Annotated in this window: 14 protein-coding genes and 1 pseudogene; 7 read left to right on the forward strand and 8 right to left on the reverse strand. The window is 30.6% G+C overall.

The window, feature by feature from the left end; all coding sequences use genetic code 11:
* Positions 1–2: 2 nt before the first annotated feature.
* Both AC5M21_RS00810 and AC5M21_RS00815 read right to left on the reverse strand, forming a co-directional pair.
* The gene (locus AC5M21_RS00810; protein ID WP_302280629.1) at positions 3–1,193 is read right to left on the reverse strand and encodes a coenzyme F420-0:L-glutamate ligase; all 1,191 of its coding nucleotides are present in this window, start codon (positions 1,191–1,193) and stop codon (positions 3–5) included.
* Positions 1,194–1,378: 185 nt separating this feature from the next.
* On the reverse strand, positions 1,379–1,945 hold the full coding sequence (locus AC5M21_RS00815) for a YdeI/OmpD-associated family protein (RefSeq protein WP_302280627.1): 567 nt from the start codon (positions 1,943–1,945) through the stop codon (positions 1,379–1,381).
* A gap of 172 nt (positions 1,946–2,117) precedes the next feature.
* Between AC5M21_RS00815 and AC5M21_RS00820 the strand changes: the two genes are divergently transcribed.
* Positions 2,118–2,750: a DUF3298 and DUF4163 domain-containing protein gene (locus AC5M21_RS00820; RefSeq protein WP_302280626.1), complete on the forward strand. Its 633-nt coding sequence runs from the start codon at positions 2,118–2,120 to the stop codon at positions 2,748–2,750.
* A gap of 276 nt (positions 2,751–3,026) precedes the next feature.
* On the opposite strand, the gene AC5M21_RS00825 is transcribed toward AC5M21_RS00820, so the two are convergent.
* The 3 genes from AC5M21_RS00825 to AC5M21_RS00835 all read right to left on the reverse strand — a co-directional run bounded on the left by AC5M21_RS00825 (position 3,027) and on the right by AC5M21_RS00835 (position 5,973).
* Positions 3,027–3,467: a class I SAM-dependent methyltransferase gene (locus AC5M21_RS00825; protein ID WP_270601739.1), complete on the reverse strand. Its 441-nt coding sequence runs from the start codon at positions 3,465–3,467 to the stop codon at positions 3,027–3,029.
* Between the two features lie 384 nt (positions 3,468–3,851).
* Positions 3,852–4,526 (reverse strand): EcsC family protein, encoded by a 675-nt coding sequence (locus AC5M21_RS00830; protein WP_302280625.1) that lies wholly within the window; start codon positions 4,524–4,526, stop codon positions 3,852–3,854.
* A 466-nt stretch (positions 4,527–4,992) separates the two neighbouring features.
* The gene (locus AC5M21_RS00835) at positions 4,993–5,973 is read right to left on the reverse strand and encodes a diaminopimelate dehydrogenase (protein ID WP_008788639.1); all 981 of its coding nucleotides are present in this window, start codon (positions 5,971–5,973) and stop codon (positions 4,993–4,995) included.
* Positions 5,974–6,175: 202 nt separating this feature from the next.
* Between AC5M21_RS00835 and AC5M21_RS00840 the strand changes: the two genes are divergently transcribed.
* From AC5M21_RS00840 to AC5M21_RS00865, 6 genes and pseudogenes are all read left to right on the forward strand, one after another.
* Entirely contained in the window at positions 6,176–7,252 is a 1,077-nt protein-coding gene (locus AC5M21_RS00840) for a TFIIB-type zinc ribbon-containing protein (protein ID WP_008788638.1), read from the forward strand.
* 9 nt (positions 7,253–7,261) lie between these two features.
* Entirely contained in the window at positions 7,262–8,101 is an 840-nt protein-coding gene (locus AC5M21_RS00845) for a TPM domain-containing protein (protein ID WP_008788637.1), read from the forward strand.
* A 161-nt stretch (positions 8,102–8,262) separates the two neighbouring features.
* Positions 8,263–8,895 (forward strand): TetR/AcrR family transcriptional regulator, encoded by a 633-nt coding sequence (locus tag AC5M21_RS00850; protein WP_008788636.1) that lies wholly within the window; start codon positions 8,263–8,265, stop codon positions 8,893–8,895.
* A 206-nt stretch (positions 8,896–9,101) separates the two neighbouring features.
* A pseudogene (locus AC5M21_RS00855) lies at positions 9,102–9,695 on the forward strand (ATP-binding cassette domain-containing protein); the annotation flags it as partial.
* Positions 9,696–9,697: 2 nt separating this feature from the next.
* Positions 9,698–10,396 carry an ABC transporter permease gene (locus tag AC5M21_RS00860; protein WP_008788634.1) on the forward strand — a complete coding sequence of 233 codons (699 nt, stop codon included), beginning with the start codon at positions 9,698–9,700 and terminating at the stop codon, positions 10,394–10,396.
* On the forward strand, positions 10,397–10,780 hold the full coding sequence (locus AC5M21_RS00865; protein ID WP_008788633.1) for a hypothetical protein: 384 nt from the start codon (positions 10,397–10,399) through the stop codon (positions 10,778–10,780). It abuts the gene before it with no gap.
* 12 nt (positions 10,781–10,792) lie between these two features.
* Here the strand turns inward: AC5M21_RS00865 and AC5M21_RS00870 are convergent, their stop codons facing one another.
* The 3 genes from AC5M21_RS00870 to AC5M21_RS00880 all read right to left on the reverse strand — a co-directional run bounded on the left by AC5M21_RS00870 (position 10,793) and on the right by AC5M21_RS00880 (position 14,194).
* Positions 10,793–11,494 carry an ABC transporter permease gene (locus AC5M21_RS00870; RefSeq protein ID WP_008788632.1) on the reverse strand — a complete coding sequence of 234 codons (702 nt, stop codon included), beginning with the start codon at positions 11,492–11,494 and terminating at the stop codon, positions 10,793–10,795.
* Positions 11,495–12,340 carry an ABC transporter ATP-binding protein gene (locus tag AC5M21_RS00875; RefSeq protein ID WP_008788631.1) on the reverse strand — a complete coding sequence of 282 codons (846 nt, stop codon included), beginning with the start codon at positions 12,338–12,340 and terminating at the stop codon, positions 11,495–11,497. It lies immediately after the preceding gene.
* A 201-nt stretch (positions 12,341–12,541) separates the two neighbouring features.
* On the reverse strand, positions 12,542–14,194 hold the full coding sequence (locus AC5M21_RS00880) for a glycoside hydrolase family 13 protein (protein WP_017144218.1): 1,653 nt from the start codon (positions 14,192–14,194) through the stop codon (positions 12,542–12,544).
* Positions 14,195–14,283: the final 89 nt, after the last annotated feature.

The following is a 14,283-nucleotide window of genomic DNA, read 5'->3' on the forward strand; positions in this document are numbered from 1 at the left end:
CCTTAATCTGTGAAATTATCAAAATAACCTTGAACCAATACAATTGGAGTTCCTTTATCTCCAGAACCACTTGTTAAATCACATAATGAACCAATTAAATCAGTTAATTGTCTTGGTGTTGTTCCTTGAGAAGCCATATTGCCAACCAAATTATCTTCTTTTTCTTTAATACTCTTTGCAATAGCATCTCTTAATTCCTTACCACTTAAATCCTTAAAATCATTATCAGCTAAATATTTTAACTTTAATTCATTAGGCGTTCCAATTAATCCCTTTGTATAAGCAGGTGAAACAACAGGATCAGCTAATTCCCAAATCTTTCCTTGAGGATCTTTAAAAGCACCATCTCCATAAACCATAACTTCCACATGTTTATCAGTTAATTGTAAAATTTCTTTTTGAATATTTTCAACCAAATCCTGACATTCTCTTGGGAATAACTTAATCTTATCTTCAGTAGATTTATTAGAACCTAATAAACCATATTTATCATTATATCCACTACCATTAACAGATGCAGTTAAAATATCATCCAAACCACAGACAGCTTTTGCTCCTGCTTCTTTTAATAAACGTTTTGTTCTTGCACGTGTATGTATATCACAAGTTAAAACACAATCAGTATATTTCACAATTTCCTGAGCTCTATTTGCAAAAATAATTTCCACTTCTGCACCAGCTTCAGTAATAATATCTGAATAATATTGGACATAGTCAACACCTGTAAATTCATGTTTGTTTTCTCCAAACAATCCACGATATTTTTCTAATGTTAAAACATCACTATAGGGATTGATTCCAGCATCATCTAATTGATCATAAGTTAATAATGCATTTCCAACTTCATCACTAGGATAGCTTAACATCAATACAACTTTTTTAGCTCCCATAGCAATTCCTTTTAAACAAATCGCAAAACGATTACGTGATAAAATCGGGAAAATAACTCCAATTGTTCCTCCACCTAATTTTGCTTTCACATCATCAGCAATATCTTGAATTGATGCATAATTTCCTTGTGCTCTAGCTACAATTGATTCAGTTAAAGAAATAACATCCTGATCTCTTAAGCCAAATCCTTCACTATATGTTGCTTCCATAACACTATCCACAACAATTTTACATAAGTCGTCTCCTTCTCTAATGATTGGACAACGAATTCCTCTTGAAATAGTTCCTACTCTTCTATCCATATAAGTACCTTCCTGACTTTCATATTAATATACAGTGCTATTATAATATAATTCGCCTCATTACGCTATTATTTTTTATCATAATGCCTAGAATTTGTCTTATAATCGACATTTTTTTATTTCCAAGTTATTCCATGTAAAAAAAGAGTTAATAAAATACTAACTCCTTGTCTTGAAAAGATTCTCTATGACATTGGTTTTAAGTTCTTTTCTAAACGCTCTATCATCCAAGTTAAACGTTTAACACGACCAGCATCAGTTTTGGCATCAAAATATGCTCTTGTATAAGTCTTTTTCACAGACGGAGACATGTTTAAAAAATTGGTATATGCCAATTTATTATCCTTAAGAAGTTCAGATACGATGTCAATTTGCTCATCAGTAATATCAGATGGTTTTGTAGCAAGATCCCACTGACCATTTTTCTTTGCTTCTTCAATTTTTATTCTCCCAAAATCAGTCATTAATCCACGTGATTCTAAACTTTCAACAAGTTCCTTATTTTTTATAGACCACTTGCTGTTAGCTTTACGTGCTGCAAAATACTTCTTATAAGAAGTATCATCAATTTTCTTCATTAAGCCATCAATCCAGCCATAACAAAGGGCTTCCTCTAAAGCTTCACTCGCTTTTAATGTTGGCAGTTCTTTTGTTTTACTAAATAACAGCCATATTCCTTCATGTGATTGACAATTTTCAGATAACCAAATTCTAAAATCCTCACGTGTTTGAAAACATAATGGTTCGCTCATATGATATCCTCCTGCTGCAAATCATTTTTCTAACTCTATAATTAAGATTATATCATAGTTATGATTTCTCTAAAATGATTATCATTGTTTCCACATTACTTTGTTTCATTTTAATACCTGAATAATGCTATATTTAAAATTTTTATCATATGTATGTATTGGAGGGATTTATATGGATGGATTAACATGTATAAAGCGATTTGAAATTCGTGAAGATTATTATTACGCAGGAGTGAAAGTAGTATCATGTCATATTTTTTATCCTCAATTCATAGGACATCACCCTGCTTTAGATGCACTCAACAATAAATATTATTTACAAGCAATCAAAAAGAAAGACAATTGTACAAATGTACTATATCCTGATGCTGTTCAAGCTTTGTTGCAAGGTTCAAAGGCATTTCCTTATGAGATGATAGTGACAATCACTCTAACATTACAAACCAATGAAATTGCCAGTTTTTATCAGCAGGAATATTTATATACAGGTGGTGCTAATGGTCAAACAACAAGAATAGGGCAAACAATCAATACACTCACTGGAGAAGTTAAACACTTATGTGATTTTCTTCAAAATAAAAACAATTGTGAGACTTGTATCAAAAATAACATTATCAAACAAATAAAAACAAGTGATGATCCAAGTATCTATTTTGATAATTATCCAAAGTTAGTTGAAGAGACTTTTCACCCACAGAACTTTTATTTAACAAGTGAAGGTGTCGTTGTCTTCTTTGCCTTATATGATATAGCCCCACATTCTACAGGCATACCAACATTTCTGATACCCTACTCACAGTGTTAATTCATATGTACTTGTATTATACGTTTCTTAATACAAGTACATTTTTAATTTATAAAAACTAAGTTTCGATTTATCTTTTTTGAACAAAACATTATTCACTTTTTCTGTTATCCATATTTCATCATTATAAATCTCTATATGATATCCAACGATAACATCTGGTGAAAAACAGTTAAATAATTCATGAAACTCTAATGCAGTATTTAACTTCCTTGGAAAACGAATATATGTTTCAAAGTTATTGAGGAAATGAAAGTCACTCTTCTTTCCAAATATCTACCACTCTTCTAGAGTATAGAATTGTATATGTCCATCTTTTTTCATCTGCATATATGCATCTACAAAACGCTCTTTATCATTACAGTTGGGCGCTGGATCAGCAATAAAAAACTTAGCATTAGATTTTAGAACTCTTTTTATCTCTTGAAAAGTATCTTCAATAACTGGAAAATGATGTAAAGCGTATCTTGTGATTATTAAATCAAATGTCTCATCTGCAAAAGGGAGCTTGACACCATCATAATTCTTAAACTTCAAATGATGTAACCCCATTATTTCAGCCTTCCTTTGATTCATTAACAATGTTTTTTCAACAATATCTAATCCAACAATTTCTATTTGAGAATGTTTTTGGGCAATTGCAAATGCAAAATATCCAGTTCCTGTTCCTAAATCAAGAATCTTCATTCCATCATGAATATCTAAACAATTTAAAATTAACTCAAGATGTTAACTATCCTGAGTTTGTCTATCATAAAAATCACTTACCTGAAAACTTTCTTCAAAACATTGTTTTGTTTCTTTAATACTTTCATATGTCTTTTTCTGCATGATTGTTCTCCATAACTATTTGATAAGGCTCTATATAGAATATTATTCATACTCTATTTTAAGACCACTCATATAATCAGTATATCACAATTTTGCATCTTCATCATATTATCAAAAGATGAAGTTGTTTTTTCTATAATAAAATAAACTAACTTTAAAGCATATCTAAGTATATATAGCATTATCTTTCCCTAGTATCAAATTCATCTTTATAACAAATATGAATTTCATCCCTATTATCAATACTTTTATTTATTTCTTAATTATTTTTTATATTACAATATTTTCATCCAAATCATTTTCATATATCTCTATATCTTCTTCATTCTTTCTATCCACTGAAAAATCATGTTTAAAAAACCATTTATATGAACGCTGTGCAATCATTTTTGTTTTAACAAAGTCTAATCCACCACCTACAATTGCTCCCACACCAGGAAGAAGTTTCCCTAAATTAACAATCCCTTTCGTCCCAAATTTAGTTATAAATCTAAACCCTACTTTTTGATTGATTTTTGTAAGAACTTTACCTGGTATTTTTTTAATTAATCCATTTGCAAATTTAACCCCAAATTTAATACTTGCTTGTTTTACTAATTCATTGACAGCAACACCTGCAAGACAGGCATATACAAAAGTTTGTGTTTCGTCACTATCAAGTTCAAAACCTGCCATATATGCAACACAAGCAATCATACGCATTTGCACATAAAGTACACTGGTAACATTTGCTGGGAGTGATACTGGCATTGTAATAATCCCGCCAAATCCAGTAATGAAACCTGATGTTGTACATTTCGTAATTTGATTTTTAAGCATCGCCTCACAAGCTAGTTCTCTAGTTTTGTATTTTCGTAAATATTCATTAGCCATATCTTCCACATTAGGACTTACTTTAGGAATACCATTTAAACATTTTTCATAGCAAGAATCTAAAATTTTCATTATATCTTCTTGTGAAATTATTTTTTTCTTCTCATCTTTATTCATATATTCAATAATCCTTTCATTAAATTTACATTGTTTTACATAAATTTATTATAACATGAATAGAAAACATAGTCATTTCATTTCTACTTTCTAAATAGCATCTAAAAAACCAATATTTTGTAATGGTGTTTAAAGTATTGCTAATATAACATATCATTGATAAGCCATAAGCTTATTAGCAAAAATGTTCAATAAAAAATGGTGTAATACACTGTTTCGCAGTATAAAAAATCACTTTATTTTAAGTGTTATTCTTTAATATTACTATATTTATTAGTATAAGTTATATAAACTTCTTTCATTCGTTCTTCCTTAAATCTTTATTTATGATAATTTTCCTAATTGTAATCTTTTTTATTCATAAAGAAAAGGTACTTCACATTGAAGTACCAATCATTTTTATCATTAATAGATTTATAACCTATAATAGTTTTTTACGTAATTCTTCACCAGATTCAACATGTAAATAAGCAGGTGCAATATCAAAGACTGTCTTGCAGCCACACTGTCCTTCTTGATGCATACGATAAGCAGCTCTTGCATAAGCAACCAATACACTAGATGTAAACTCTGGGTTTGAATCTAATGTTAATTTATATTCAATGACATGTTTATTTTCATAATCAAATCCAGTTGTTCCACTTCTTAAGACAACCCCACCATGAGGAATCCCTTGATGATCTCTCATTAATTCTTCTTCACTTATAAAATGAACTGTTGTATCATAATCAGCAAAATAGTTTGGCATAGTTTTAATTGTTTCTTCAATCACTTTCAAATCTGCCCCATCTTCTGCTACAACAAAACATTCACGTGTATGTTTTTCTCTTGTTGTTAAAGTTGGATTCTCGCCATTACGAACACTTTCTAATGCAGCATCAACAGGGATTGTATATTGCCTAGCATCTTTAACCCCTGCAATTCTTCTAATCGCATCAGAATGACCTTGACTAACACCTTTACCCCAAAATGTATAATCATTACCATTTGGTAAAATAGCTTGTCCATATAAACGATTTAATGAAAACAAACCAGGATCCCAACCAACAGAAATAATACTAATATGTTTGCCTTTTTCACTTGATTGATTCACGTTTGAAAAATGTTCAGGGATTTTCGCATGTGTATCAAAACTATCAACAACATTAAAATATTGAGCCAATTCTACTGTTTGTTTAGGAAGATCATTAGCACTCCCACCACACAAAACAAGAACATCAATATCACCTTGCATATCATAAAGTTTTTCCATATCATAAACTGGCACATCCGTATGTGTCTTCACTGTTTCAGGGTTTCTTCTTGTAAAAACACCTGCTAATTCCATATCTTGACTATGGTGAACTGCACATTCTACACCACGGCCAAGGTTACCATAACCTACGATTCCAATTTTAATCATATTCTCACTCCTTCAAATATATACATTTATTTTACCATTAAATGTATAGAAAAGCACGAATATTTCATACAATGATATATTTTTTGTATTCTCTATAACTATCTTATATAAAAATTGATTTTCTTATCATTCGACATTTTTCATTTTCATTCAACATAAAATTTAGTATGATAAATATATACTTAGAAAGGATAAAGAAACTATGGCAGAAATTATTGAATACAAATGTCCAAATTGTGATGGTATCATTACCTTTGATAGTCAAAGTCAAAAAATGAAATGTCAATATTGTGGTACTGAGTTGAGTGTTGAAGCTATTCAATCTTATAATCAGGCTCTTACAAAACATGAATCACAATTGAGTTGGCAACCACCCAAAGGAAGAGAATGGGATACACATGAACAAGCAAATTTAACACATTATCTTTGCCACTCTTGTGGTGGAGAAATTATAACAGATAAAGATACAATTGCTACAAGCTGTCCCTATTGTGACAATCAAATTGTGATTGATGATCATATCCAAGGTTTACTAAAGCCAGATTTGGTTATTCCATTTCAAATTGATAAGAATATGGCTAAAGAAGCATTAAAAAAGCATTTTGAAAATAAAAAATTATTGCCCCCTCTTTTTAAGAGTGAAAATCACTTAGAAGAAATCAAAGGGATTTATGCCCCTTATTGGTTATTTGATTGTAAAGTAGAGGCGAATATTTCTTACCGTGCCCATCGTATTCGCAATTATAGCGATAGTCGATATAATTACACACAGACTGATCACTTTATGTTGCAAAGAGAGGGAAGTGTTCGATTTCAATGTATTCCTGCTGACGGCTCTTCAAAGTTAGATGATACATTAATGGATTCACTTGAACCATTTGATTATCAAAAAGCTACTGATTTCCAAAGTGCCTATTTAGCTGGTTATCTAGCAGATAAATATGATGTGAGTGCTGAGGAATGTACAGATAAAATCAATCAGCGTATTTATACCAGTGTCAAGCAACTCTTTGACAATACAACGACTTCTTATTTAGGGACACGGGAAATAAACAAAGATATTCAATTCAATGAAAATCAAGTTCATTATGCATTATTACCAGTATGGATTCTCAATACATCGTGGAATGGGGAAAAATATATCTTTGCAATGAATGGACAAACGGGTAAGTTTGTGGGAAATTTACCTGTTGATAGAGGACTATATTGGAAATACTTTGGTATCTATTTTCTTATTGGCATGCTCATCACAACGTTGCTTGCTGTTTTATTTATCTAGGTGATTGCTATGAAATTATATAAATATTTACTAGCAAGTTTCATTGTTACATTGACAATTGTATGTTCTACTCATATTGTCTATGCTAATGATATCAAAGTGATTGATCAATCCCACATTTTAGATACCGATGAAAAAAAAGCTTTAACAGATAGAATCAATGATGTTGTTACAAAATATCAATTTGATCTGGTTATCCTTGTTGTGAATTCCACTGATGGAAAAGATATTAACAGTTATGCTGATGACTATTTTGATGAGAATGGTTATGGTATTGGCAGTCAATATGATGGTGCATTATTTATTTTAGATTATATTGGCAGAGAAATGGCTATCAGCACATCTGGTTATGGTATAACTGTATTTACTGATTATGGTATTGATTATGTTTTTGATGAATTGGTTGATGATATGTCAGCTGGACATTATTATCAAGCCTTTGATAAATATATTACACTTTCAGAAAAACTGATTAGAGATGCTAAATATGGAACTCCATATGATGTTAAACAAGAAGCCACTGAACCTAAAAATTATCCAATGGCCTTGACTATAGGAATTTGTGGTGGTCTTATCATAGCCTTAATTGTCACACAAAACATGAAATCAAAACTAAAATCAGTGAAACCAGTTAATAATGCAGGGCAATATATTGATCAAAATGGTTTCGTTCTTTCAAACTCACAAGATATTTTCTTATATACAACACTCACAAAAACAAAAATTCCTGAACCTACACAGTCTTCCTCATCTTCACAAAGTCATTCTAGCAGTCCCAGTCGAGGAGGAAGTTCAACTCATACAAGTTCTTCTGGAAGAACACATGGTGGCGGATCAAGAAAGTTTTAATGAAAAAGCAGACAGATGTTGACTTTGTGATAAGCGACATCTGTTTTTAAATTATTTTAAAAATATTAATTATATACAGCGTATTATCTTGAATGCTTGACAGTCAGTCAAAGTTTTGTTATGATAATTACAGACCAACCGTCGGTTTATAAGGAGGCTATATGGGAAGAAAGAAAAATCCAGAACAAACAATAGAACAAATTATAGCGGTTTCTAGCCAACTTTTTGTTGAAAAGGGATATGAACAAACAAGTATACAAGATATTCTTGATGCTCTTGATCTTTCTAAAGGAGGCCTTTATCATCACTTTAAATCTAAAGAAGAAATTTTGGAAGCAGTTATGCATAAAAGAGCTCAATATGTTATTGATAGGCTTTATACTATTATTCAAAACACAGAAGCTGAAAACGCCAAAGAAAAGTTAAAAAAAATTCTTTATCAACTTGGAACTGATTCCAAGACACATGAACTTGACTCTGTTTTAACTTCACAGATGATAAATCCTTATTTTGTTGTTGATGGTTTACAAGCCAGTATGAAACAAGATGCTCCTATTATTTCTCGACTTATAGAGGAAGGTATAAAAGATGGTTCTTTGCAAACAACACAACCAACTTACTGTGCAGAAGTCTTTCTCATTCTTTTAAACTATTGGGCAAATCCAGCTTTGTTTGGTCGTAATCATTTAGAAACAAAGGAGAGAATGAAATATTTACAATTTGTCACGAAACAACTTGGCTTAGATATTATTGATGATGATTTCATTGATACTCTTCTTGGTGCTTATACTTAATATATAAAAATAGCTGTTCTCACAGTTTATTTTTTACCGCAATACAAACCGCTAGTCGGTTTCATATGGAGGGAATATGAAAAAAATGTCATACAAATAAAAAATATAACAAAGAGTTTTGAATCAAAGGAAGTTATAAGAAATTGTTCATTATCAATACTAGAAGGTTCAATATATAGTCTACTTGGTATTATAATGGTGCTGGAAAAGCAACTCTTTTTAAGTTGCTAATGGGTTTGTTGAATCCTGAAATGGGAACGATCGAGATCCTAAATAGTAATATGTTAAAGAATCGTGATACTATGCTTTCACAAATAGGTGGATTTATTGAATCACCAATTTTCTATGAACATCTTTCTGCCCATGAAAATCTGGCACTTCATCTTGCTTACATGAATACAGCTGGTATGGGTATTAAAAAAGCTTTGAATATGGTAGGACTATCTCATATAGGTAAGCAACCAGTTTCAACATTTTCTTTAGGGATGCGACAACGTTTAGGAATTGCGAGAGCTATGATTCATGAACCAAAGTTACTTATACGAAATGAACCTATTAATGGGCTTGACCCTATAGGAATAAAACAAATGCGTGAATTGTTTGTTACTCTTTCTCAAGAAAAGAATATGACTATTTTAATTTCTAGCCATATTCTCAGTGAAGTTGAACATATTGCTGATACAGTAGGAATTATGAGTGAGGGAAAAATTTTGCATGAAATAGATTCTAAACAAATCAAATCAAAATATCAGGGGAATTTAGAAGAATACTTCTTTTCTCTTATGACAGGAGAAAAATAACGATGATAAAACTTATAAAATTAGAACGACAACATCTTCATCTTAAAACTTATGTCATGACATCACTGATCCTTGGTCTGTTTATACTTGTCTTTACTTACTTTGTTGCAAATGTAGCACAAATTGAACAAGAAACAGAATTTATGGTATATGAGAATATTTTTCTCTTTTCTAGTATTATCAGCACTCTGCTTTTTGGGATTTTATCAGCAACAATGTATAACAATTTAATCATTAAAGAATATACAGGTGAACGTATTGCACTGCTTTTTTCTTATCCAGTCAATCGTAAAAAGATATTTATGATAAAAGTTTTAATTATAGTTTCACTTGTATCAATCTCAATGCTTATTTGTACACTTATTCCGATTATTATTTTTATCATCACAGAATCTATTCATCCTATTGTATCTGATACCATAACTTTGCCTTTAATTCTGAATACTTTCAAAATAATTATATTTTCTACATTCTCTGTAAATGCAGCTGGAATACTTGCAATGGCACTTGGATTTATGAAAAAATCAATTTCTGTAACATTAATAAGTGCATTTGTTCTCTTATGTATATATTGTAATCTCATGATAAGTACCAATAGCAATCCTCTTACTTTCATGTATATCATAGGAATTTCAACTCTTATTATTTTCATTATTGTTATTATGCTCTCACACAAAATAAATCATATGGAGGTTCATTAAATGAAACAGAATCAAATACTTGAAAACACAAAGAAAATGACAGATAGATCATTAGAATTGACACAATCTGTCATAGAAAAATCAAAAAAATTACGTACCCCATCCCCTAAGATTGATAAAATTGGAACGACCATTGGTTATGTTGCAAGTACCAGTTTATTAATAGGAGGAGTGATTCAAATCATTGTTGGAAAACCAACTTGGGCATTAGGAAGTTTATCAGCTGGAGCCATAGCATTGTTATCGAATCGATATCATTATCACCACATAAAGAATAAAAAAATAAAGGAAAACCATAGTCATTCATATTCAAAGAATCACTGTGGTTTTCTTATTTTCAATATTCATTATTGTTTTGAAAAAATCTTGGTCAAAGCATTTTAACATAGAGACTCACTATGACAATAAATTTCTTTTTCCATAAATTTTTATATAAATACAAACAAGAACAACAAGATTAGCAAGAATAATGAGAATGCTCTGTGTTGGAAATGGATGAGTTGATAAGTTTGTGAGTATATCATTAATTTGTTGTGTATAAAGCCATTGTCCAAAAGTTTTAATATTTTGATTAAACATCGAGAGCATAGGAACAAAAGAACAGATCAGCATGGCAGGGACTGAAAGTGAATTGGCAGCCATTTGATTTTTAGAAAGAATGCCAATAATACTTCCAAGCAAAAGAGATATTAGTAAACCAAGACTACATATTTCCATAAAAGAAAGCAATTCCATTCCCTGATATCCACCAGTTATTCCCATAATCAAAGTTCCTATTAGGCAACAAAGAAATACCAATGTGCCAACTCCAATCATATATTCTACTGGTTTCACATTTGACATAATCATCATTCTTAAACTTCCCTGCTCTTTTTCTTCACTCATGATACTCGCCATAATAATAATGGGTGCCATCCCCACATACATCGTTGCAAACAGTATAACAAAATAAATTCCTGGTATTTCTACACTACTAACTGATGATGTTAAAACAATACAGATGATTGGAAACATGAGAAATTGAATCAAAATACTCTTATTTTTAATTGTATCTTTCCATTGTTTACGTATAATTGCAAATATGATTTGTAGATTCATTTATACCAACTCCTTTCCTGTTAATGTAATAAAGACATTCCCTAATGTAGGTTCAGAAGAATGAATAGATTTAATTTGTTCTAAAGCAATCAAGTCATATACAAACTGTGCATTTTCCTTCTTATTTTCTATAATATGTTCTTGATTGTCTTTAGTCATAATCACCATCTTGTTCAACTGATTATAGCGTGAACATATATTTTCAGGTCGATCATACTCAATAATTTGACCTTCATTCAATAAAGCAACTTTATCACATAAAAGTGATGCTTCTTCCATATTATGAGTCGTTAAAAATATGGCAGTTCCCTTTTTCTTCAATTGTAATAAAAGTTCATGAATTTTAAGTGATGTCGCAGGATCTAACCCAGAAGTTGGTTCATCAAGGAATAATATTTGTGGTTCATGCATAATTGCTCTGGCAATCACAAGTCTTTGTTTCATTCCTTTAGATAATTGATTGACTATTGTTTTTTTATCATTACAAAGATGAACATGTTTTAAGACATCATCAATTTTATGATGGTCTAGATGATATATGGATGCATATAAGAGTAAGTTATCATAACAAGTTAAACGATCATAGAGTCCAGGTTTATCTAATACAAGTCCAATATGTGTATAATCCTCTTTTGATAATTGTAAAGAATTTTTTTGCATGACATAAGATTGTCCACTATCAGCCTCCAACTGTCCTGTTATAATATTAATCAGTGTTGTTTTTCCTGCCCCTGATGGTCCTAATAAGCCAAATATTTCTCCAGATTGTATCTGAATAGAAATATCAGTGAGAACTTTCTTTTGAGAAAATGATTTATAAATATTTTCAACTTTAATAATTTCCATAAATAACTCCCCTTTTCTTGTCATTATCAAAATCATTATTTCTTGTTTCCAATGGACTTTGATATCAATGATCTTACTTGCATTATATTTTATTTATTGAATTGAATCCATAAATTCAAACTCACTTGCTTGAATGTTTAACCAAGTTACATAACACAACCTTTTGCAAAAGAAAAAGCCCTATAATGGGCTTGTGAGAAATTATATATTTTGAATAAAGACTAAACTTTCATAAGCACGAAGTTTATGAGCACAATCATCATAATTTGAAATTAAAATTTTAGCATCATCATGAATATATGAACAATCATAATCTAATTCCTGAGATGAAAAGTTACAATAGATAATAAGTTCTTGATGATCTGAAATACGTTTATAAGCGTAGATATGTGGATCATCTTCCATAATTAATTGATATTTTCCATCTGTTATAATATCATAGTCTTTTCTTAATTGAATCAGTTTTTGATATGTGTAGAAAATAGAATTTGGATCTGACAATTGAGCACTTGCATTAAGAGTTAAATAATTAGGATTCACCATAATCCATGGTTCTTGATCACTAAATCCTGCATGAATGGTTTCATCCCATTGCATTGGTGTTCGTGCATTATCACGGCTTGATTTTCTCAAATATCTTAACATATCTTCATGTTTGACTGTTTTTTCTATTTCTACCAACTGTTTGTAACTGTTAAAACTTTCAATGTCACGATAATCTTCTAAAGATTCAAAAGGAACATTGGTCATACCAAGCTCTTCACCTTGATAAATATAGGGTGTTCCCTGCATCATATGCAAACAGATTGCTAACATTTTAGCAGATTTTTCATGGTAAAATGGTGTCGATACATCACCAAATCGAGATACACATCTTGGTTGATCATGATTATTCCAAAATAATGAATTCCAAGCTTTTTGATACAAACCAACTTGCCAACGAGTCATGATTCTTTTTAAATCTAACAGTTCAAATCTTTGGTCAGTCCATTTGTTAACTTCAGCACCATCTACATTCATCATTTCAAATTGGAAAATCATACTTAATTCACGACCATCTAATGGTGCAAATTTGATACCATCTTCAATTGTGACTGCTGGTGTTTCTCCAACTGTTAGCAATGGTTTTCTTGATAACACCTGTTGATTCATCTCTTGAAGATAATCATGAATGTGTGGACCATTTGCGCATACTTGATGACCTTTAATATCACTATCAGTATAATACTTATCTTCATCTTTACTGATTAAGTTAATGACATCTAATCTAAAGCCATCAACACCTTTGTCTACCCAATAATTCATGATATCAAAACACTCTTCTCTCACTTTTGGATTTTGCCAATTGAGATCAGGCTGCTTTTTTGAGAATAAATGTAAATAATATTGTTGTGTTGCCTCATCGTACTGCCATGCTGAACCTTGGAAACAACTTGTCCAATTACTAGGTACATCTCCATCTTTTGGATCTTTCCATATATAATAATCTCTATAAGGGTTATCCTTTGAACTTTGACTCTCAATAAACCATTTATGTTTATCACTTGTATGATTAAATACCAAATCCATGACAATTTTAATTCCTCTTTGATGTGCTTCTAATAAAAGACGATCAAAATCTTCCATTGTTCCATATTCATCTAAAATATTGCGATAATCAGAAATATCATAACCATTATCATCATTAGGAGACTCATAAATAGGTGTTAACCATAAAACATCAACCCCTAATTTTTCTAAATAATCTAATCGTGATGTTATCCCATTAATATCCCCTATTCCATCATGATTACTATCCTGAAAACTTCTGACATAAATCTGATAAACAACACTCTTTTTCCACCATTGTTCCATAATTTTATCCTCCATTTCTTTTTCTATATTACCACATGATCACTAACAATTCATAAGCTTTCAAATTTTGAAAACAAGTCTATATAACG

It is taken from the genome of Coprobacillus sp., from assembly GCF_984815275.1.